Source organism: Polycladidibacter hongkongensis, assembly GCF_001561995.1.
Taxonomy (GTDB): domain Bacteria; phylum Pseudomonadota; class Alphaproteobacteria; order Rhizobiales; family Stappiaceae; genus Pseudovibrio; species Pseudovibrio hongkongensis.
On the sequence record NZ_LLWC01000008.1, the window covers coordinates 220367 to 240250 of the forward strand.

Below are 19884 nucleotides of genomic sequence, written 5' to 3' on the forward strand. Positions count from 1 at the left end.
GACAAACTCGACAGTGGGTTCAACATGACTATGCATTGCCACTCCAGTCTTCCAGATGTAACCGCGATGTTACGCGGCGCTGGTCTACGTCCTACACGACAGCGCGTCGCGCTCGCCGAACTCCTTTTCTCGAAAGGGAACCGTCATATTTCTGCGGAAAACCTGCATGAAGAGGCGATTGTTGCCAATGTTCCCGTCTCATTGGCGACGGTTTACAACACGTTGCACCAGTTTACCGAAGTTGGCCTCCTGCGCGAAGTCGCTGTTGAAGGCACAAAAACATACTTCGATACAAACACAGAAGAACATCATCACTTCTTTTTGGAGGATGAAAACCGCGTGATCGACATTCCGGGCGCGGGTGTATCGCTGGATAATCTTCCAGAGCCGCCAGAGGGCATGCGCATTTCCCGTGTGGATGTGGTGGTTCGGTTAAAGCGTATCGACGCGTAAAACTATCGATTTTTAAAAGCCTGCGGTTTTCGCGGGCTTTTTTGTTTTGCGCTTCAGTTTTTCGTAAAATTAGACAGGCAAAGCCTTTTCCTTAGATTTGCATAGGTCTGCGATGATGCACTTCCCGCATTCCGGCTTGCGCGCTTTGCAGATATAACGCCCATGCAAAATCAGCCAATGGTGTGCGTGCAGAAAAAACTCCTTTGGAATGATCTTCTCTAGCTTCAATTCTACGTCTAGCGGCGTTTTGCCCGGAGCAAGGCCAAGGCGGTTGCCGATCCGGAATAAGTGAGTGTCTACCGCGATTGTTGGTTGTCCAAAAGCAATATTGAGCACCACATTCGCTGTCTTCCGCCCGACCCCCGGCAGCGCTTCCAGTTCTTCGCGAGTTTGAGGCACCACGCCGTTATAGCGTTCCACCAAAATTCTGGAGAGCGCGTAGACATTCTTTGCTTTGTTTTTGTATAGCCCGATTGTACGGATTTCCTCGCGGATCCGATCCTCGCCAAGCGTCACCATCTTTTGGGCACTATCTGCAATAACAAACAAGTTGCGCGTGGCTTTGTTTACCCCTGCATCAGTCGCCTGCGCTGACAACACGACTGCAACCAAAAGGGTAAACTCGTTACTATGATCGAGCTCCCCATGCGGCTCTGGATTATCCTCATGAAACCGTTGAAAAATAGCGTGAATTTCCGCTTTGCTATAGCGTGAACGGCTTATGGGGCGTTTGGCTGGCTTGGCAGTCGAGGCTTTGCGGGCTTCCATGGGTTTATAGGGGTCTTTTGTTAATATCCTGGGGAATACACTAGCATGCTATGCAGTATGGGAACCAGAATAGTCCAACCCAATCTTATTGCTCAAGCGCTCTTCCTGATTTATCGGGGCAAACGCCCATATTCTCTGCGTTGGTAACCCCAAATCTATCCTCTAGCAGGCAAGGCCGCCGTATAGCGCTCCTGTTGACACTGTTGTTATCTGCTCCAATTGCTGTGCATGCTGTTGTTACGGGGGTATGGTTCTTGTTGAGCTTCGCTGTATTGCCTAGCCTTGCGCTTTGGTCGGCCTTTGCAATTAATGTATATCGAGCCAGCTATCGAGAGTGGATAGAGGTAACACTTGTTGGTGTCACCATCGCGCAAATTCCAGCCCGAGGTCGTGCGAGCTATCACCACCTGCCAAGTTTCTTTGCAAGAGTTGAAGAAAAATGGGAGGATGCAGAAGGGGTTACAGCTCTTTGGCTGCGTCATGGTCGCCGACATGTCGTCATTGGAAAAGTACTTAGCCCGCAAGAGCGCCAGTCGTTGGCGGTGGCGCTACGCTCCGCCTTGTATCAGGCACGAAATGGTGGTGCCTCGGGTTTTTAACGTCATAATCGCAGCCCCCTCGCAAAACGGGTCGTCCGATCCGCAAAAGCTGCTAGATTTTGGGCAGATTTACCCGTAGGAGCCTGCATGCCTATTGCTGCATTAAAACATGGCGCGACCAGCTTCACCCCGGTGGAGCCAAGCCGGATTGAAGACTATCAACTGGTGCAGCAAACGTTGCAACACATATCAGAAAACTGGCGGGAGCAACCATCGCTGGAACAGCTTGCACGCAAGGTAGATCAACAGCCAATCCAGCTGCAGCGTTTGTTTTCGCGTTGGGCGGGCATCACCCCAAAGCAATTTCTGCAAGCGATCACACTTGATCATGCGCGCGCAATGCTACAACAAGCGGAAACTGTTCTGGACACCGCGCATGATGTCGGCCTGTCTGGCCCTGCTCGCCTGCACGATCTTTTTGTTACCCACGAAGCTATGACGCCCGGTGATTTTCGCCGCCGTGGTGAAGGTCTAACCATAACCTATGGTTTCCACCCTTGCCCGTTTGGCGTTGTTCTGTTGATGGTCACCGAGCGTGGACTAGCGGGGCTGGCGTTTGCTGACACAGGCAAAGAGCAGGAGACCTTGCAAGATATGTGCAAGCGATGGCCCGCGGCCACCTTTGTAGAAAATCCTCAGCAAAGCGCCCCCTATGTTGCCCGAATTTTCAATAGGGAGCAGTGGCAGGAAGAAACGCCGTTGCGCGTTGTGTTCATAGGCACAGATTTTGAGATACGCGTCTGGGAGAAACTGCTAAAAATTCCGATGGGCCAAGCAACGACCTACTCCGATATCGCAAAAAGTCTCGGTAAGCCGGGTGCATCACGTGCAGTTGGCACAGCCGTTGGCAAAAACCCGGTGTCATTCGTTGTGCCCTGTCACCGGGTGCTCGGCCGATCTGGAAATATGTGTGGTTACCACTGGGGCGTGACCCGCAAGCGGGCAATTCTCGGCTGGGAGGCGGGCATAGCCGGTGTGCTTGACATGGGCATCCAACAACAAGGCGCTTTGCCGTTCTAGTTGCGGCTTGCTTCGGTCATGTTTTGTTGGAAGAGAAACTCCCGATGCTCTTCGTAGGCGGGTAACGGGTCGCCGCCATGCTGCACCAGTTTTTTGTAGATCGTCGCAACGAAAATATCAGCGAGGCTGAAGTTGCTCCCTTGGCAAAAGCCGCTGTGCTGCCAAAGCATGGGCTCTAGTGTGCCAAGCGTTTTAGCAATCCACGCTGCCCTTAGGCGCTTTTTGTCTTGCGTCTCTAGCTCTGGCCTGAAAAATGTCAAAACACTACGGTTTTGCGGGCTATGAATTGTGGTGGAGACAAACGAGCAAATCTCGCGTATGCGCGCACGCTCAGTAATGGTGTTGCCAAGCACGGCGGGGTTAGGGTGCAGCTCTTCAAGATATTCGATAATAGCTATGGATTCCGCTAGCCTAAAACCATCATGGTCCAGCATGGGAACAAATCCAAATGGGTTAATGTTTTGCTGATAAGGCCCTGCCAAATCTTCGGCTGTAACCTCAATCCTCTCCCACTTCAGTCCTTTATAGACCAAGACCCATTCTACCCTTTCCGAGCAGTTAGAACCCTCAGCGCTATAAAGTTTGAGCACCACAAAACAACCCTAGCAAAAAGGCGAAGCTGCGCGCTTCGCCTTGCAACACTTACAGATCAAACCCCAGTAAATTGCCCACGGTGAACACATCCTTATCCCCGCGTCCACAGAGGTTCATCACAATAACCTGATCTTTGTCCATCTGTGGTGCCAGTTTCATGACATGTGCCAAGGCGTGACTTGGTTCAAGCGCTGGAATAATGCCCTCAACACGGGTAAGCAGCTGGAATGCGTCCAATGCCTCGGTATCCGTTGCAGGCACATAGGTCACGCGGCCCGTATCCTTCAGCCAAGAGTGTTCAGGCCCAATTCCCGGATAATCCAGTCCAGCAGAAACGGAATGGCCCTCTAGGATTTGCCCATCGTCATCTTGCAGCAAGTAAGTGCGATTGCCATGCAGGACGCCGGATTTGCCAGCATTCAGTGATGCACAATGCTCTTCACCATCCAGCCCCTTGCCGCCCGCCTCAACTCCGTAAATCTTCACGCTGTCATCATCGAGGAACGGGTGGAACAAGCCAATGGCGTTAGAGCCGCCCCCAACTGCGGCAACTAGGGCATCCGGCAGTTTTCCTTCCGCTTCCATCAGCTGCTTTTTGGTTTCCTCACCAATGACAGATTGGAAATCACGCACCATCTCAGGGTAAGGGTGCGGCCCCGCAGCGGTGCCAATCAGGTAGTAAGTGTTGTCGACATTGGTGACCCAGTCGCGCAGCGCTTCATTCATCGCGTCTTTCAGCGTGCCAGCACCGGCAGTGACAGGCACAATCTCCGCGCCTAGCAGCTTCATGCGAAAAACGTTTGGCTTTTGGCGCTCTACATCGGTTGCACCCATGTAAACAACGCAGGGTAGGCCAAACCGGGCACACACAGTCGCCGTTGCCACACCGTGCTGACCAGCGCCGGTTTCGGCAATGATGCGCGTCTTACCCATTCGCTTGGCGAGCAAGATCTGCCCAATACAGTTGTTGATTTTGTGCGAGCCAGTGTGGTTCAGTTCGTCTCGCTTAAAGTAAACCTTTGCGCCGCCCAGCTCTTCGGTAAGGCGCTCGGCTAAATATAGCGGTGACGGTCGGCCGGTGTAATGGGTGTTGAGATTGGTCAGTTCCGATGCATAGGCAGGGTCTGCTTTGGCATCGGAATAGGCTTTTTCCAGATCAAGGATCAAAGGCATCAGTGTTTCGGCAACGAAACGACCGCCAAAATCACCAAAAAAACCACGGTGATCGGGCCCGGAACGCAGGGTGTTGGCTTGTTGGCTCATAACTCTACCTTTAGTCTTGCATGTGTGCGCCGCGCACCGCGCGCAAAAACGCAGAAATCTTGGCAGGGTCTTTCACCCCGCGGCTACTCTCCACACCAGAAGAAACATCAACAGCAGGTGCACCAGAAACGCGCAGCGCCTCTGCCACGTTGCTGGCATCCAAACCGCCAGAGAGCATATAGGGCTTAGGCAGCTTGGTATCGCGTAGCAGTGTCCAGTCAAAGCGGATGCCATTTCCTCCGGGGATATCGGAGTTTTTGGGTGGCTTGGCATCGAATAAAAACCGGTCGATCACATCACCATAGGCAAACGCTGCTTCAATGTCTGCGGCGCAAGAAACACCCAGCGCTTTCATCACTGGCCTAGAAAAACGTTCGCGCACTTGCGCGCATGTCTCGGTGCTTTCTGTGCCATGTAATTGCAGAATGTCCGGCTGCACCTGAGCAACCATTTGCTCCATATCAGCCAGCGGCATGTCGACACAAAGCGCCACGATCTGCGTTTTACCGCGCATGTGGTCTGCAAGGCGGGCTGCCTCTACCAGTGAAACGCTGCGTGGGCTCTTGGCAAAGAAAACAAGACCAATCATCTCCGCGCCCGCTTCCAGCGCCGCATCGATCATTGCCTCATCCTTCAGGCCGCAGATTTTAACCGGTATTCTCGACAATCCGACGTCTCCAGTATTCGCGAATGGCCTATATAGATCAGAGTTTTGCAAATGTGTCACGGCAAAACCCGCAAGATTTCAGCAAAAGATCTCCAGCATTTCTCAAGAATGGATCAGTGCTTGAAAACGAAAAAGGGTGCTGCGTAATCGCAGACACCCTCTTGGAAGCAAGGCGGTACCTAGCTGATGTTATAGGCTGTAAGGACAGCCATATTGAAGATATCGCTATCCTTTGCGCCCATCGGTACGATCTGCACTGGGCGATCAAGCCCAACCAGCAGCGGTCCGATCAACGTCGAACCTCCCATTTCCCGCAGCATATGTGTTGCAATTGCCGCAGAGTGGAACGCAGGCATCACCAACACATTGGCGGGGCCAGTCAGTCGGCAAAACGGATAGGACGCCATCTTGTCCATGTTCAGCGCCACATCCGCGCCCATCTCGCCATCATATTCAAAGTCGGCCCGGCGCTTATCGAGGATTTTTACAGCCTCTTGCAGGCGCTCTGTCCGCTCACCGGCTGGGTGACCAAAGGTGGAATAGGCCAGCATAGCAACACGCGGTTCATAGCCAAGACGGCGGGCAACATGAGCTGCTTCGGTCGCGATATCGGCGAGCTCATCACTACTTGGCAACTCATGCACGGCCGTATCAGCAACCAGCACAGTACGTCCGCGCGAAAGCACCACAGTGGTGCCGATTACCCGGTGCCCCGGCTTCGTATCAATACAATCGCGGATAACATCCAGAGTAACCGAGTAGTTGCGCGTCAAACCTGTTACCAAGCCATCTGCGTCGCCGCGCGCCACCATTATAGCGCCCCAGTAGTTGCGGTCGTTGTTCACCAGCCGCTGGCAATCGCGCAGCAAGTAGCCCTTGCGCTGCAAGCGGGTGTAAAGAAAATCCGCATACTCTTGGTTCTTGTTGGAAACGCGGGCGTTTTCAATACGCAGGCCCCTCCGGTTGATATCAACTCCGGCAGAGGTTGCGTTCGCGCGGATCTCATCTTCTCGGCCAACGAGAATAGCCTCACCCAGCTCCTCGTTAACAAAAGTTGCCGCGGCGCGGATCACCGCCTCCTCTTCCCCTTCTGCAAATACGATCCGCTTTGGGTTTTGTCGCACTTTAGAGATAACGCGCTGCAAGGTCCCCGCGATAGGGTCACGACGGGATTTTAGTTGAAGCTCATAGGCTTCCATATCGATCAGCGGACGTTTCGCCACGCCGCTTTCCATAGCCGCCTTGGCCACTGCGGGTGGAATTGTGTAGATCAATCGTGGATCAAACGGCACCGGAATAATGTAATCTGGCCCAAACTTTGGCCGCGTCCCGCGATAGGCGTTGGCCACTTCATCCGGCACATCCTCGCGCGCCAAAGCGGCGAGAGCATGCGCGCAGGCGACTTTCATTTCATCGTTAATAGTTGTCGCTTGCACATCCAGCGCACCTCGGAAGATATAGGGAAACCCAAGTACATTGTTAACCTGATTCGGATAGTCCGAGCGCCCCGTCGCCACAATTGCATCATCACGCACGGCATGCGCTTCTTCCGGTGTAATCTCAGGATCAGGGTTTGCCATAGCAAAGATAATCGGGTTAGGCGCCATTGCCTGCAGCATTTCTGCGGTCAATGCGCCCTTCACGGATACCCCAAGGAACACATCAGCGTCGGTTAATGCTTCCAGCAGCGTGCGCTTCTCGCTCGGCACAGCATGCGCGCTCTTCCACTGGTTCATACCTTCGGCGCGGCCCTCATAGATCACGCCTTTGGTATCACACAGCAGCACGTTTTCATGCGGCACGCCAAGGGCCTTGATAAGTTCGATGCAGGCAATCCCCGCCGCTCCTGCGCCATTACAAACGACCTTGACGTCCTTCACATCACGTCCGGTCAGGTGCAGCGCATTAATCAAACCCGCCGCGGCAATAATCGCAGTGCCATGCTGGTCATCATGGAATACAGGAATATCCATAATCTCGCGCAGGCGCTGCTCAATGATAAAGCAATCCGGCGCCTTGATGTCTTCAAGGTTGATGCCGCCGAATGAAGGCCCAAGATGCTTCACAGCATCGATAAAGGCATCAACATCGGCGGTATCCACCTCCAAATCTATGGAATCAACATCAGCAAAGCGTTTGAAAAGGACAGATTTCCCTTCCATGACCGGCTTGGAGGCAAGCGCCCCAAGATTCCCGAGGCCGAGAATAGCTGTCCCGTTTGAGATCACGGCAACCATGTTTCCTCGAGCAGTATAGTCGTAGGCACGGCTTGGATCTTCTGCGATTGCCCGCACAGGTGCAGCTACACCTGGAGAGTAGGCAAGGCTCAAATCCCGCTGCGTCGTCATGGGCTTGGTTGGTACAACCTCAAGCTTTCCCGGCTTGCCTTGCTGGTGAAAACTAAGGGCTTCCTGGTCTGTCAGGCTAAGGCCCTCGTTTTTGGTTTTATCCGTCATTTTATTCTACTCTCGCGGCGAGGCTGCGCTCTTATGCCCCTCGCCATCTATGGGATATGTATTACGGGAGCTTATCCCCCGAAAAACGGTGGCTCAAGAACCAATGTGGGTTCGCCCCGGTGAAAGCCCCAGAACGTTTTGCTAAGGTCGCGCCCATGACGACACCTGCCGCAGAGAAAGCTTCCGCCAAGAAGCCACAGTTAACGCCAATGATGGCGCAGTTTATCGAAATTAAAACCGCCAATCCGGATAGTCTCCTTTTTTATCGCATGGGCGACTTTTACGAACTTTTCTTTGAAGATGCGGAAATCGCCTCGCGCTCGCTAGGTATTACGCTGACCAAGCGCGGTAAGCACAATGGCGAAGATATTCCTATGTGCGGTGTTCCAGTCCATGCGGCAGATGATTATCTGCAAAAATTGATTGCGGCGGGCCATCGTGTCGCCGTGTGTGAACAAACCGAAGATCCGGCAGAGGCTAAAAAACGCGGTTCAAAAGCGGTTGTGCGCCGTGATGTGGTGCGCCTTGTCACTCCCGGTACATTGACAGAAGAGCGCCTTCTGGATGCACGGCGCCACAACTTTCTCTTGTCCGTTGCACGCTTGAAAGCTGGCAGTCTTAGCCAAAATCAAACCTATGGACTTGCTTGGGTCGATATGTCGACAGGCGCGTTTCGCACCGCAGAAAGTGATGATGTTGCGTTGGCCGCGGATCTGGCACGCATTGAGCCAAGCGAAATTGTGATCGCTGATGGGCTTCTGCAAGAAACCGAAATTCGGGCCACAGTCGAAGGGGTTGGCTGCGCAGTATCCCCTGTTCCAAAGGCCTATTTCGATAGCGCGACAGCGGCTGATCGCTTGGCAGAATTCTACCGCGTGAAAACACTTGAGGGTTTCGCGAATTATTCTCGTGTAGAACAAGCCGCCGCAGCTGGCATTATCGCATATATCGACAAGACCCAACTAGGCGAACGCCCGCCGCTAGACCGGCCTCACAAAGAATTTAGCAGCGGCCAAATGCTGATTGATGCGGCGACACGCGCCAATCTCGAGCTAACCCGCACTTTGTCTGGTGAGCGGCGTGGCTCCTTGCTGGCTGCAATAGATAAGACTGTTACTGGTGCCGGATCCCGCTTGTTGGCCAGCCGGGTTTCTGGCCCATTGATGGATCCAGCTGTAATCGAAAACCGTTTGCAATCACTAGATTATTTCGTAGCCGATACCATGCTGCGAGGAGATGTACGCCAACTCTTGAAAGAAGCGCCGGATATGTCTCGCGCATTGTCACGGCTCACTGTGGGGCGTGGCGGTCCGCGTGATATGCAGGCTATTGCTGTCTCTCTAGCCAATGCCCGTGAAATAGCAGGGTTGATTGCGTCAGCCCCCCCCATTGGCGCTGAGCTAAGCGGCGCACTGGAGGCGCTGAAGGCGGCGCCACATCCTTTAGCGGATGAGCTGGGCAAAGCCATTGCCGAAGAAGCCCCTCTGCTGAAGCGGGATGGCGGCTTTATCGCCCAAGGCTATAACAGCGATCTTGACGAGCTGAAGGCTCTGCGGGATCAAAGCCGCAAGGTCATCGCGCAGATGCAGGCAGATTTGGCTGAAGAGCTGGCTATTCGTTCGCTAAAGATCAAGCATAATAACGTATTAGGCTGGTTTATGGAGGCGCCCACCGCCCAGTGCGACCCGCTAAAAGATAACCCAGAGCGCTTTATTCACCGCCAGACTATGGCCGGCGCGATGCGTTTCACAACAACTGAATTGGCGGATCTGGAATCCAAAATCGCGAGCGCCGGTGAACGGGCTCTGGCAATCGAGCTGGAGATATTCGAGCGCTTAAGCGGACAAATTCAGGCAGCTGGCGTGCAAATCAAAGCGGCGGCCGATGCTTTGGCCCTGCTTGATGTCACCACGTCGCTTGCAGTGCTTGCCGAGGCAGAAAACTTGTCCCGCCCGCAAGTGGATAATTCTCTCGCGTTTAATGTAGAAGCAGCACGCCATCCGGTTGTTGAGCAAGCCCTGCGCAAAACCGGTGAACCATTTGTTGCCAACAGCGCCGATCTTGGACCACTTCCTTGCGGTGATCTTGGCCAAGTTTGGCTAATCACCGGCCCAAACATGGCAGGTAAATCAACATTTTTGCGCCAGAATGCGCTAATCGCGGTACTCGCGCAAATGGGCAGCTACGTACCTGCCGCAAAAGCACATATCGGCGTGGTAGACCGGCTGTTCTCCCGCGTTGGCGCAGCAGATGACTTGGCACGCGGCCGCTCCACTTTCATGGTAGAAATGGTTGAGACTGCTGCTATTTTGAATCAGGCTACCGAGCGCTCCTTGGTTATTCTCGATGAGATCGGTCGCGGAACAGCCACCTTTGATGGCCTTTCCATTGCTTGGGCAGCTATTGAGCACCTGCATGAGGTTAATCGCTCGCGGGCTTTGTTTGCGACGCACTATCATGAAATAACCGCGCTCTCGCAGAAGCTGCAACGCCTTGATAATGCAACGGTTAAGGTAAAAGAGTGGAACGGCGAGGTTGTTTTCTTGCACGAGATCATAAAAGGCGCGGCCGATCGCTCCTATGGTATTCAAGTGGCAAAACTGGCGGGCCTTCCCAAAAAGGTCGTTAGCCGCGCCCAGTCCATTCTTGAGGTGCTGGAAAGTGAAGAACAGGCCAAAGGCAAAACCACCGGTATTGATGATCTTCCGCTGTTTGCCGCTCTTGAGCCCGAGCAAATGGAGCAAGCTGCGTCAGTTCCGCAAGATCCCGCAGTGACTGCCCTTGCCGAAGCAATTGATATGCTTGACCCTGACGACATGACTCCAAAACAAGCGCTTGAGGCACTTTACGGGCTAAAACAGCAAAGAAGCCGAGCATAAACTACATCAGGGAAAGCAAGTAACCCCTGCTTTCCCTTTGACTCTAAACAGCAAATTGTTTCATGTGAAACACGGTTAATAATTCATTAGCGCGCGAAGGCAGTGCTGCGTGAACCACAGGATTTTCAATGACTTCACCAACCCTGAAGATTAAAAGCTTGCCACATGCCGCAGATTTACCGCTCCCGGCCTATGAAAGTGCAGAAGCAGCTGGAATGGACCTGCGGGCGGCAATCGATGCGCCGTTAGAGCTGGCGCCAATGCAGCGGGCGATGGTTCCTACGGGGCTCTCCATGGCAATCCCCAGCGGCTATGAGGGACAGGTCCGCCCTCGCTCCGGTCTTGCCGCAAAACATGGGGTGAGCGTGCTTAATACGCCGGGCACAATAGATGCGGATTACCGAGGAGAAGTTAAAGTTATTCTTGTTAATTTCGGCAGCGAAACGTTTTTGATCGAGCGCGGGATGCGCATTGCGCAATTACTAATCTCCCCAGTCGTTCAGGTGCAAATTCTCAAGGTCTCTTCCCTTGATGAGACCGAGCGCGGCGCCGGCGGCTTCGGCTCCTCCGGCGTGAACTAACCTATCTAAAGAAGGTACGTGCAATGACTGCTCCAAAACTGGTGATTTTCGATTGTGATGGTGTTTTGGTTGATACCGAAACAGTGGCGAACAAGGTGTTGTCGCAGCAGCTTGTGCAAATTGGCTTGCATATGTCACCTCTGGAATGCCATCACGCATTTACTGGCAAAACCATGGAGCGTTGCCTGCGAGAAGTTGAGGCGCTCTCTGGTCAAAAATTGCCAGAAGACTGGGCGGATATGGTGCGCGCTGCTGATATTGAGGAATTCAGGAAAGGGGTGCCTGCAATTCCCGGCCTGCGAGATGTTATTTCTCACCTTCAATATGAAGGCATACCTTATTGTGTTGGCTCTTCAGGGCGCTATGAGAAAATGCATGTGACTCTTGGGTCTAGCGGTCTGCTACCTCTGTTTAAGGATGTTTTGTTTTCCGCTCAAGATTGCAAAGATGGCAAGCCAGCACCGGATATTTTCCTCTACGCCGCAAAGGGGATGAACACCGAGCCCAAAGACGCAGTTGTTATCGAAGATAGCATTCCGGGGATTGAGGCAGGTTTGGCAGCTGGAATGCGCGTATTCGGCTATTGCGGCGATCCGCTGGCAGAGCCGGAAAAGGTAAAAGCCATGGGGGCAACTCCGTTTGAACATATGTCCGAGTTACCAGCCCTTCTCGGTGTCTAGGATGGCTTCAAAAAATTACTTTAATAGCGTTTTGAGCTGGTTGTCCCTTTTCAAGCGCTATCGCGTTGCAAGCAGCTATCAGCTTTGGATTATTGACTTGGGAGAGGACCCTGCTTTGGTTTTGAGGTTTTTAGAAGAGGAACATCTGATTATCGCGGCGAGAGAAAGGCCTATCCCCTCTGAACAAGCGCCATGGCTCGCAGCTGAAATGCCGATTGGCAGTGACACCTACAGCATCATGTGTGCTTGGGAGATCGAGCTACAAAGCCTGGGCGCTGTGGTTTCAATAGAGCGTACCCCTCATTTGCAAGGTGGTTTAGCGAGTTGATCAAAAATGGCGTTAGGAAATGCTATTCCATATGGGCAAAGATGTTAAAACCATAGTTTAAATTTTGATAGGCGCTAGCGCAAATCTAGCAACTCGTTCCTACAAAGCGGTGCTGTTGGAATGCATTTTCCTAAATGTGATAAAAATAGAATACTGCACTAATTAAAAACAGTGCCGTAAAACGCAGTTCCTCGCGATGAACCTGTTTAATGCGTAGCATATAGTCAATTACAACTAGGCTCGCTTGGGCGAGCATATGCATTTGGAGCATCCACATGAGCAGCACATTTGGCCGCGGCAAAATCTATTCGTCCATTACTGAAACCATCGGCAACACGCCGCTTGTGCGCCTTGATAAACTGGCAAAAGCACATGGTGCAAAAGCAAACATCCTCGCAAAACTCGAGTTTTTTAATCCGATCGCCAGCGTAAAAGATCGTATTGGCGTCGCTATGATCGATGCCTTGGAAAACCAGGGAAAAATCAAGCCCGGAAAAACGACCCTCATAGAGCCAACCTCCGGCAATACTGGTATCGCGCTGGCGTTTGCAGCCGCTGCCAAAGGCTACCGCCTTATCCTTGTAATGCCTGAGACCATGTCTATCGAGCGCCGTAAGATGCTGAAGTTGCTTGGCGCGGATTTGGAGCTTACCGAAGGGCCAAAAGGCATGAAAGGCGCGGTTGCACGCGCTGAAGAGCTGCTGGGTGAAATCGAAAACGCTGTAATGCCTCAACAGTTCCAAAACCCGGCCAATCCGGAGATTCATCGCAACACAACCGCAGAGGAAATCTGGGCCGACACTGAAGGTAAAGTTGATGCATTTGTTTCTGGTATTGGCACCGGCGGCACGATAACCGGTGTTTCCCAAGTGCTGAAGCAGCGCAAACCGGACCTACATGTGTTGGCAGTTGAGCCGGAAGCTTCCCCAATCCTTTCTGGTGGCGCCCCCGGCCCCCACAAGATTCAGGGCATCGGTGCAGGATTTGTACCCGATGTGTTGGATACAGGCGTCTATGACGAAGTTGCGCAAGTGAGCAACGAAGATGCATTTGCGTTGGCACGCGAAGTAGCGCGAACTGAAGGTATTCCAACCGGTATTTCTTCTGGTGCGGCCCTGAAAGCTGCTCTTGAGCTTGGTAAACAAGAGCAATACGCCGGTAAAAACATCGTCGTGATTATTCCAAGCTTTGCTGAACGTTACCTCTCAACAGCGCTGTTTGAAGGCCTTGACGATTAAGATAAAATAACTGCTAGGCTGAACGGAAAAAGGGCGCTTCAAGCGCCCTTTTGCATGTTTGCTCGCCGCGTGCTAGCGCAAGCGCGGCATTAGGTGGGGGGCGTACCGTTCCGCTCGAGTACCTCCCCGGCTAAGTAAAGCGAGCCGGTTATCAATATGCGCGGTGGCTGAGCCCCATCAAGGGATCGACCTCGCAGCGTGCTGAGAGCACTTTCAAAATCTGCATAGTGGGATGCGCAAAGCCCGGTGGTGGTCACTGTTTTGGCCAGTTCCTCGGGCTCCACTCCATGCGGAGTTGTGGTGAGTGGTACACAGAGCACCTCGCTCGCCAGCCCCACAAAATTGCGGAAGTAGCCCTCTAGATCCTTAGAATTCATCATGCCGCATATGAGATAGGTTTCGCGCTCTTCGCTGTCATTTAGTTCTGCCAGAAAGGTAGATATAGCCCGAGCTGCATCTGGGTTGTGCCCCCCATCTACCCAGATTTCACTACGTAGTGGCAGATCATCAACGAGAGCACCCTCCCCAAGCCTTTGCAGCCGCGCCGGCCAACGTGTTGTCGTCAAAGCATGATCTACCTCGGTAAAGTGGTCTGTGTTTTGCAAAAGGCCGCCAGCTCGTAGCGCCGCAATCGCTAGGCCTGCGTTTTCTATCTGATGTTGGCCGCTCATACGGGGCAGCTTTAGGTCCAATAAGGCGTTTTGATCCTCAAAAACAAAACGCCCATCTTGACGCATTGCGGCAAAATCCTGCCCAAAAACAGTGAAAGGCGCCTTTAGCTTTGCAGCTTGTCGATGCAAAACCTTTTCAACTTCCTCTGTTTGCTGTGCGCTCACAACCGGGCAGCCCGCTTTAATTATGCCTGCCTTCTCAGCTGCGATGCCGGCCAGGTCAGACCCTAGAAAATTCTCGTGGTCCCTGGAAATTGGCGTGATGACGCTCACCAAAGGCGCATCAATCACATTTGTGGCATCGTACAGGCCGCCTAGCCCGACCTCTAGTATAAGATAATCTGCTGGGTTTTGTGCAAAGAGCCAAAGCGCTGTTGCTGTTGTAGCTTCGAAAAAAGTTATTTCTTGCCCCGCGTTCACAGCAAGTACATGGGTAAGCGCATCGATAAGCGCGCCATCCCCAACAAATCCATCTGGTTGGCCAAGGCGAATGCGCTCGTTAAAGCGGCATAGGTGCGGCGAAGAATACACATGAGCGCTTTTGCCAAGGGCACGAAGGGCGGAGCGCAGAAACGCGCTCGTAGAGCCTTTGCCGTTAGTGCCTGCCACATGAATGACCGGCGGCAACTTGCGCTGAGGTTCCCCAAGATCTCGCAGGAGGCGCTGCATTCGCTCAAGCGATAGATCTATCTCGCTTGGATGTAGTGCCATGAACTGGTCGAGCAACCCTTGTAGTGTGCTTTGCATAGGCTTGCCCCTATTGTTTCAGCGCTGCAATTGCCGCATTTGCAATTACCCTAGATCTAAACGGCAAAGCCCGGCAGGGCCGGGCTTTACTTTATTCTTTAAGTGAGCCTTATGCCCAGTTGTTAGGCGCTTGCGGCTGCTTCAGAAGCAGGCTTTTCCAGCAAAGCCGTATCAAGGACAGGCAGTGGCGTATCTCGCTTCATCAGCAGATTGCAAAGCCGCGAGATGGTTTCTTTCATCTCGTGTCTATGAACAACCATATCGACCATGCCGTGATCGCGCAAATATTCCGAACGCTGGAAACCTTCAGGCAGTTTTTCGCGAATTGTCTGCTCAATCACCCGTTGCCCGGCAAAGCCGATAAGCGCACCTGGTTCCGCTAGGTGCACATCACCGAGCATCGCGTAGGATGCGGTGACGCCGCCAGTTGTCGGGTTTGTAAGAACCACGATATAAGGCAGGCCAGCGTCACGCAGCATTTGCACAGCTACAGTGGTGCGCGGCAGTTGCATTAACGATAAGATGCCTTCTTGCATGCGCGCTCCGCCAGAAGCGGCGAACATGATGAACGGTGTTTTGTTCTCAACAGCAGTTTCCATGCCGCGGATAATTGCTTCACCAGCGGCCATGCCAAGCGAACCACCCATGAAAGCGAAATCCTGAACTGCAGCCGTCATGGCAAGGCCGTTCACGTCACCCTTTGCTACGAAAACAGAATCCTTCAGATCTGTTTTTGCTTTTGCATCTTTCAAGCGGTCAACATAGCGCCGTTGATCGCGGAATTTGAGTGGGTCAGTCATGACTTCCGGCGTTTCAATTTCATCAAACTTGCCATCATCAAAGAACAGTTCCAAGCGCTTCTTTCCAGAAATGCGCATATGGAAGTTTGAGTTTGGAACCACCCATTGGTTGGCCTCAAGGTCACGATGAAAGACCATTTCGCCAGTTTCAGGGCATTTGATCCAAAGGTTCTCCGGCACCTCGCGCTTTTCAAGAAAGCTGCGGATTTTGGGCCGAACGACGTTATTAATCCAGTTCACGGGCAACACCGCCAGTTGTTGACACTAATCTCGAGAAATTTGGCAGACACTAACGCCAAGCGAGTAAAAAAGCAAAAGGCTATTTTGTGGCCCTGTTAACACCGCCGCGCAAATCACGCACTACCGACGCAACGGCGTCAACGGTTGTGTCCGTTGCTTTGTCTTCAGCATCAAGCGAGCCACGGACGGCCTCAACAAGCACAGAGCCAACGACCACGCCCGCAGCGTTTTTGCCAATTGCCTCCGCCTGTGCCGCTGTTTTCACGCCAAAGCCTACACAAATTGGCAGAGCCGTATGCGCCTGGATGCGGGAAACGGCAGCTGCCACCTCGTTCGTGTCAGCACCCTTTGCACCCGTAATGCCATTAACCGAGACGTAGTAAACAAAGCCTGAGGTGTTTTCCAATACAACAGGAAGGCGGGATTCGTCGGTTGTGGGTGTTGTCAGGCGAATAAAGCTCACGCCTGCTTCAAGCGCTGGAATGCAAAATTCATCATCAGCTTCAGCTGGGAGATCAACAATAATAAACCCGTCAACACCTGCTTCTTTTGCTTCCTTGGCAAAAACGGCCGGTCCGCGCACATAGACAGGGTTATAGTAGCCCATAAGCACGATAGGGGTTTCATCATCTGCTTCGCGAAACCTGCGAACCATGTCCAGTGTTTTGTCCATGGTATGCCCGCCCGCGAGTGCGCGCTGTGTAGATAGCTGGATCGGCACGCCCTCTGCCATCGGGTCGGAAAATGGCATTCCAAGCTCAATCACATCAGCGCCAGCGCCTGGAAGTGCGTCTAAAATCGCTTGAGATGTCGCCAAATCTGGGTCTCCTGCTGTAACAAATGTTACCAAAGCGGGGCGCCCTTCGGCTTTTAACTGGGCAAAGCGACGATCAAGACGAGTCTGTTCCATTCCACCAACCATAATCATAAAAAGAAAGGGGTTTATCCTGATGTAGACGCTTTTTTTCTCTTGTCAATCAAAGCAATTCCAAACCTGATAAAAATCGCCTGCCATTGCCACAAAACTCGCGCCATTCTTGCCTGAGGTTGTGATGCGAAAGGAAATGCACAGGAAAGGTGTAAAGTGGCAGTAGCAAGTGTGAAAAGTGTGTTCTGCATCGTTGAGCATATTTTAATCTGACCTAGGGATACTACCGGTTGTTACTGGAGGTACCTGTGTTCGATGCCTTAAGTTGGGTTGCACTAGCCCTGATTTTCTTTGTGTTCCTCGTCTTTGTTTATGGAATCGTCTATATTCATGACATTCCAGCGCAAATAGCCGAGCGCCGTCATCACCCCCATGCAGATGCGATCCACGCAGCTGGCTGGGTGTCTTTGTTTACACTACATGCTCTTTGGCCGTTTCTATGGGTTTGGGCGATGGCTTATCGACCTGAGCGTGGCTTTGGTTTTGGCCTGTCTTCCCCAAAGCATGACCCGCTCCTGAGTGAAAAGCTCCTTGAGCTACAGGAGAAAGTTGCTGCCTTGGAGCTACAAAAACAAAGCACAGATGAACGTGAAGGAGGGCAAAACTAATGGAAACACTCATGCTGTTAACCTACGCTGCCCTTTGTGTGGTCGCGTTCAAGGTGTTTAAAATACCGGTAACTGGGTACTCAGTTACAACGGCAGCGCTTGGCGGTTTTTTATTGATCGGCGCCATTATCGTGGCGATGAACTATTCGCACCCTACGTCAACAATCGCGCGGACTTTTTATAGAACCACCCCAATCATCTCCACTCATCGTCAGCTGGTGACAGAGGTCTGGGTTAAGCCAAATACCCTGATAAAAAAGGGGGAGCCGCTATTCAAGGTTGATAGCTTCCCCTACGAAAATCACGTTCGACAATTAGAAGCCCGCCGTGCTGTTATCGTTGCGAAGTTTGAATCGCAAAAACAAGCTGTGCTCGATGCTGAGGCAGGTGTGTCTGCGGCAAAGGCTGCGCTTGATCTTGCAATTATTCGTCGCGATGACGCCAAAGACTTGGCAGATAAACAGGTCGGCACTGTTGCCGCATTGCAATTCCGAGACAACGAAGTGCAGGCAGCGCAATCCTCTTTAAAAAGCGCCTATGCCAATCTGGAGACCGCCCGCTTTGCGGTAAGTGCAACAGTGGCGGATGGGACTGCGGCTGAAATTGACGAAGTCGATGCGCAGATCGCCAAAGAAAAGTGGAACATCAAGCATGCAACAGTAAGAGCACCAGAAGACGGCTATGCCACAAACTTTGCGATCACGCCGGGATACATGGCGCGGCGCTTGTTCCCTTCCATGGTGTTCATCGCAAAGCAAGAGCGCGATGTTGTTGGTAGTTTTCTGCAGATCCATATGCAACGGCTAACCCCCGGCGACGAGGCCGAGGTCATCTTTCAGGGGCTACCGGGCAGAGTGTTCAAGGGCAAAGTCTATCAGCAGCTTGATTACATCGCAGCAGGGCAGCTAGAGCCAACAGGTACTCTAATCACGCCGGAATCTCGTGCAGCTCCTGGGCGTATCAGTGTCATCATCAAGATCGATCAAGACATGTCGCAGTTTGAACTGCCCGGAGGGTCGTTTGCTCAAGTGGCGGTGTATACCGATGAGCTTGAACCGCTCCAGATTATTCGCCGTATTCTGCTACGAATGCAGTCTTGGCTCTACTACCTTTCCTTTGACCACTAGCAAAAAAGCCCCGCTTAACAAAAGCGGGGCCCAGTATTTTTGCCGCAAGAGCTCTTGTTAGCTGCGTCGCGCTTCTAAGAAGCCCACAATTCGCCGCACATCGTGCAAAACAGGCTCGGCGATGGCGCTGGCCCGCTCCGCCCCATCTTTCAGCACCGTGTCGATAGCAGCAGCATCGTTCATCAAGCGGGTCATTTCACCGTTCATAGGTGCCAACTTTTCAACGGCCAGCTCGGAAAGCGCAGGCTTGAATGCCGAGAACTGCTGACCCCCAAACTCGCTCAGCACATCCGCTTTGCTTTTGCCGGAAAGCGCAGCGTAAATGCCCACAAGATTATCAGCCTCGGCGCGCCCTTCCAGCCCATCAACTTCGCTCGGCAGCGCGTCAGGGTCGGTCTTGGCTTTCTTGATCTTCTTGGCGATCGTGTCTGCATCGTCGGTTAGGTTGATGCGGGACAAGTCAGATGGATCAGACTTGGACATCTTCTTATTGCCATCGCGCAGGCTCATAATGCGGGTTGCTGGCCCTGCAATCATTGGCTCGGTCAGCGGGAAGAAGATTTCCTCGGGAGACTCGTGGCTCGGCTCAGGGTTCGGCACGCCTAGCCCCAGCTCTTTGATCTGCTCGTCAAAATCGTTGTTAAACTTCTGGGCGATATCGCGGGTCAGCTCCAAATGCTGCTTCTGGTCATCGCCAACAGGCACGTGCGTCGCCCGGTAAGCCAGAATGTCCGCAGCCATCAGGTTTGGATAAGCGAACAGGCCAACCGAAGCATTCTCTGCATGCTTGCCTGCTTTGTCTTTAAACTGCGTCATCCGCTTCAGCCAGCCCATGCGGGCAACACAGTTAAAGATCCACGCCAATTCCGCATGTTCGCGTACTTGGCTTTGGTTAAAGATAATCGCTTTTTTCGGATCAATTCCGGCAGCAAGATAAGCCGCTGTCACTTCGCGCGTTGCCCGTGTCAGCTCGGCTGGATCCTGCCATACAGTAATGGCATGCAGATCAACAACGCAGTAGATGGATTCCATCTGGTCTTGCAATGGAACAAAACGAGAGATCGCACCAAGGTAGTTGCCAAGATGCAGGTTACCAGTGGGTTGAACACCGGAAAAAACGCGACTTTGAAAGGTCGTCATTGAAAAATCCCTAGGTTACGGCCTGTTGGAAGGGCCTAAAGTGGGCTGGAAATTGCGTGGCTGTTATGGCGAGTTTGGCCGCTTTTCGCAAGTGCTG

19 protein-coding genes are annotated in these 19884 nt (G+C 52.7%); 10 read left to right on the forward strand and 9 right to left on the reverse strand.

The window, feature by feature from the left end; translation table 11 throughout:
• The first annotated feature begins 24 nt into the window (after positions 1-24).
• Positions 25-453, forward strand: a complete 429-nt coding sequence (irrA, locus tag AYK82_RS02270; protein ID WP_068310898.1) for an iron response transcriptional regulator IrrA — start codon at positions 25-27, stop codon at positions 451-453.
• Between the two features lie 69 nt (positions 454-522).
• Here irrA and nth read toward each other — a convergent pair whose 3' ends face one another.
• A complete protein-coding gene (gene nth, locus AYK82_RS02275; RefSeq protein ID WP_068310900.1) occupies positions 523-1221 on the reverse strand; it encodes an endonuclease III in 699 nt (232 codons plus the stop codon).
• 50 nt (positions 1222-1271) lie between these two features.
• On the opposite strand from nth, the gene AYK82_RS02280 reads away from it, so the two are divergent.
• Both AYK82_RS02280 and AYK82_RS02285 read left to right on the forward strand, forming a co-directional pair.
• Entirely contained in the window at positions 1272-1820 is a 549-nt protein-coding gene (locus AYK82_RS02280; protein ID WP_082733682.1) for a DUF2244 domain-containing protein, read from the forward strand.
• 87 nt (positions 1821-1907) lie between these two features.
• The gene (locus AYK82_RS02285; protein WP_068310905.1) at positions 1908-2840 is read left to right on the forward strand and encodes a methylated-DNA--[protein]-cysteine S-methyltransferase; all 933 of its coding nucleotides are present in this window, start codon (positions 1908-1910) and stop codon (positions 2838-2840) included.
• Here the strand turns inward: AYK82_RS02285 and AYK82_RS02290 are convergent.
• The 4 genes from AYK82_RS02290 to AYK82_RS02305 form a co-directional block, all read right to left on the reverse strand.
• Entirely contained in the window at positions 2837-3433 is a 597-nt protein-coding gene (locus AYK82_RS02290) for a glutathione S-transferase family protein (protein WP_068310908.1), read from the reverse strand. The genes AYK82_RS02285 and AYK82_RS02290 overlap by 4 nt on opposite strands.
• A 49-nt stretch (positions 3434-3482) precedes the next feature.
• Positions 3483-4697, reverse strand: a complete 1215-nt coding sequence (gene trpB / locus AYK82_RS02295; RefSeq protein ID WP_068310911.1) for a tryptophan synthase subunit beta — start codon at positions 4695-4697, stop codon at positions 3483-3485.
• A 10-nt stretch (positions 4698-4707) separates the two neighbouring features.
• Positions 4708-5364 (reverse strand): phosphoribosylanthranilate isomerase, encoded by a 657-nt coding sequence (locus AYK82_RS02300; RefSeq protein ID WP_082733683.1) that lies wholly within the window; start codon positions 5362-5364, stop codon positions 4708-4710.
• Positions 5365-5543: 179 nt separating this feature from the next.
• A complete protein-coding gene (locus AYK82_RS02305) occupies positions 5544-7820 on the reverse strand; it encodes an NADP-dependent malic enzyme (protein WP_068310917.1) in 2277 nt (758 codons plus the stop codon).
• Between the two features lie 155 nt (positions 7821-7975).
• On the opposite strand from AYK82_RS02305, the gene mutS reads away from it, so the two are divergent.
• From mutS to cysK, 5 genes are all read left to right on the forward strand, one after another.
• The gene (mutS, locus tag AYK82_RS02310; RefSeq protein WP_068311303.1) at positions 7976-10699 is read left to right on the forward strand and encodes a DNA mismatch repair protein MutS; all 2724 of its coding nucleotides are present in this window, start codon (positions 7976-7978) and stop codon (positions 10697-10699) included.
• A gap of 128 nt (positions 10700-10827) precedes the next feature.
• On the forward strand, positions 10828-11280 hold the full coding sequence (dut, locus tag AYK82_RS02315; protein ID WP_068310920.1) for a dUTP diphosphatase: 453 nt from the start codon (positions 10828-10830) through the stop codon (positions 11278-11280).
• A gap of 23 nt (positions 11281-11303) precedes the next feature.
• Positions 11304-11960 carry an HAD family hydrolase gene (locus AYK82_RS02320; RefSeq protein ID WP_068310923.1) on the forward strand — a complete coding sequence of 219 codons (657 nt, stop codon included), beginning with the start codon at positions 11304-11306 and terminating at the stop codon, positions 11958-11960.
• Position 11961: 1 nt separating this feature from the next.
• A complete protein-coding gene (locus AYK82_RS02325) occupies positions 11962-12288 on the forward strand; it encodes a hypothetical protein (RefSeq protein WP_068310925.1) in 327 nt (108 codons plus the stop codon).
• Positions 12289-12563: 275 nt separating this feature from the next.
• Positions 12564-13526, forward strand: coding sequence for a cysteine synthase A (gene cysK, locus AYK82_RS02330; protein ID WP_068310927.1), 963 nt, complete (start codon positions 12564-12566; stop codon positions 13524-13526).
• Positions 13527-13615: 89 nt separating this feature from the next.
• On the opposite strand, the gene AYK82_RS02335 is transcribed toward cysK, so the two are convergent.
• The 3 genes from AYK82_RS02335 to trpA all read right to left on the reverse strand — a co-directional run bounded on the left by AYK82_RS02335 (position 13616) and on the right by trpA (position 16894).
• Positions 13616-14944, reverse strand: a complete 1329-nt coding sequence (locus tag AYK82_RS02335) for a bifunctional folylpolyglutamate synthase/dihydrofolate synthase (RefSeq protein ID WP_068310931.1) — start codon at positions 14942-14944, stop codon at positions 13616-13618.
• A gap of 122 nt (positions 14945-15066) precedes the next feature.
• Positions 15067-15984: an acetyl-CoA carboxylase, carboxyltransferase subunit beta gene (gene accD / locus AYK82_RS02340; protein WP_068310933.1), complete on the reverse strand. Its 918-nt coding sequence runs from the start codon at positions 15982-15984 to the stop codon at positions 15067-15069.
• A 79-nt stretch (positions 15985-16063) separates the two neighbouring features.
• Positions 16064-16894: a tryptophan synthase subunit alpha gene (gene trpA / locus AYK82_RS02345; protein ID WP_068311305.1), complete on the reverse strand. Its 831-nt coding sequence runs from the start codon at positions 16892-16894 to the stop codon at positions 16064-16066.
• Between the two features lie 266 nt (positions 16895-17160).
• On the opposite strand from trpA, the gene AYK82_RS02350 reads away from it, so the two are divergent.
• Both AYK82_RS02350 and AYK82_RS02355 read left to right on the forward strand, forming a co-directional pair.
• Positions 17161-17520: a DUF3302 domain-containing protein gene (locus AYK82_RS02350; RefSeq protein ID WP_068310936.1), complete on the forward strand. Its 360-nt coding sequence runs from the start codon at positions 17161-17163 to the stop codon at positions 17518-17520.
• Positions 17520-18647, forward strand: a complete 1128-nt coding sequence (locus tag AYK82_RS02355) for an HlyD family secretion protein (protein ID WP_068310939.1) — start codon at positions 17520-17522, stop codon at positions 18645-18647. Before AYK82_RS02350 ends, AYK82_RS02355 begins: the two co-directional genes overlap by 1 nt.
• Before the next feature lie 57 nt (positions 18648-18704).
• Here AYK82_RS02355 and trpS read toward each other — a convergent pair whose 3' ends face one another.
• Complete coding sequence (trpS, locus tag AYK82_RS02360) at positions 18705-19787, reverse strand: tryptophan--tRNA ligase (RefSeq protein WP_068310941.1); 1083 nt, start codon at positions 19785-19787, stop codon at positions 18705-18707.
• Between the last annotated feature and the right edge of the window lie 97 nt (positions 19788-19884).

Excerpts from the sequence above, each read along its gene's own strand:
- irrA (WP_068310898.1), top strand. The coding sequence starts at position 25 with ATGACTATGCATTGCCACTCCAGTCTTCCAGATGTAACCGCGATGTTA.
- nth (WP_068310900.1), bottom strand. The coding sequence starts at position 1,221 with ATGGAAGCCCGCAAAGCCTCGACTGCCAAGCCAGCCAAACGCCCCATA.
- AYK82_RS02280 (WP_082733682.1), top strand. The coding sequence starts at position 1,272 with ATGCAGTATGGGAACCAGAATAGTCCAACCCAATCTTATTGCTCAAGC.
- AYK82_RS02285 (WP_068310905.1), top strand. The coding sequence starts at position 1,908 with ATGCCTATTGCTGCATTAAAACATGGCGCGACCAGCTTCACCCCGGTG.
- trpB (WP_068310911.1), bottom strand. The coding sequence starts at position 4,697 with ATGAGCCAACAAGCCAACACCCTGCGTTCCGGGCCCGATCACCGTGGT.
- AYK82_RS02305 (WP_068310917.1), bottom strand. The coding sequence starts at position 7,820 with ATGACGGATAAAACCAAAAACGAGGGCCTTAGCCTGACAGACCAGGAA.
- mutS (WP_068311303.1), top strand. The coding sequence starts at position 7,976 with ATGACGACACCTGCCGCAGAGAAAGCTTCCGCCAAGAAGCCACAGTTA.
- dut (WP_068310920.1), top strand. The coding sequence starts at position 10,828 with ATGACTTCACCAACCCTGAAGATTAAAAGCTTGCCACATGCCGCAGAT.
- AYK82_RS02320 (WP_068310923.1), top strand. The coding sequence starts at position 11,304 with ATGACTGCTCCAAAACTGGTGATTTTCGATTGTGATGGTGTTTTGGTT.
- AYK82_RS02325 (WP_068310925.1), top strand. The coding sequence starts at position 11,962 with ATGGCTTCAAAAAATTACTTTAATAGCGTTTTGAGCTGGTTGTCCCTT.
- cysK (WP_068310927.1), top strand. The coding sequence starts at position 12,564 with ATGAGCAGCACATTTGGCCGCGGCAAAATCTATTCGTCCATTACTGAA.
- AYK82_RS02335 (WP_068310931.1), bottom strand. The coding sequence starts at position 14,944 with ATGCAAAGCACACTACAAGGGTTGCTCGACCAGTTCATGGCACTACAT.
- trpA (WP_068311305.1), bottom strand. The coding sequence starts at position 16,894 with ATGGAACAGACTCGTCTTGATCGTCGCTTTGCCCAGTTAAAAGCCGAA.
- AYK82_RS02355 (WP_068310939.1), top strand. The coding sequence starts at position 17,520 with ATGGAAACACTCATGCTGTTAACCTACGCTGCCCTTTGTGTGGTCGCG.
- trpS (WP_068310941.1), bottom strand. The coding sequence starts at position 19,787 with ATGACGACCTTTCAAAGTCGCGTTTTTTCCGGTGTTCAACCCACTGGT.